The sequence below is a fragment of the Streptomyces sp. CO7 genome (assembly GCF_053474865.1).
In genome coordinates, this window is sequence record NZ_JBRIOU010000004.1 from 682,528 (window position 1) to 682,974 (window position 447).

Genomic DNA, 447 nt, shown 5'->3' on the forward strand with positions numbered 1-447 from the left:
GTCGGGGGGAGGGAGGTGACGTGGAGGCCGCGGGGACCGCGGGCGAGGACCTGGTCGATGCGGGCCAGCGGGAAGGCGGCGGGCCAGGTGAAGGAGAGGCCGCCGTGGACAGGGGTGGCGAGGCGTGCGGTCAGGGAGGTGAGGCCGCCGTCGTCGAGGGTGGAGTTGAGGTCGCCGAGGAGGAGGACGCGGGGCAGGGGCTCGGTGTCGATCGCGGCCGCGAGCAGGCGGGCGCTCTCGTCGCGGCGCGCGGAGGTGAACCCGGCGGTCGGCGCGACGCGGACCGAGGGGAGGTGAGCGACGAGGACGGCGATCTCACCGTGGCGGGGCAGGCGGACGGTGGCCCGCAGGGCCCGCTGCCAGGAGGGGGCCACCCCGGCAGGGCGGATGTCGAGGGGGCGGACGTCGGCGAGCGGGTGGCGCGAGAAGAGGGCGACCGTGCCGGAC

Annotated in this window: 1 protein-coding gene; it reads right to left on the reverse strand. The window is 77.4% G+C overall.

Translation table 11 applies throughout. The features are described from left to right. A partial coding sequence (locus ACOV8S_RS15925; protein WP_448318875.1) for an endonuclease/exonuclease/phosphatase family protein occupies nucleotides 1-447 on the reverse strand: 447 nt, incomplete at both ends.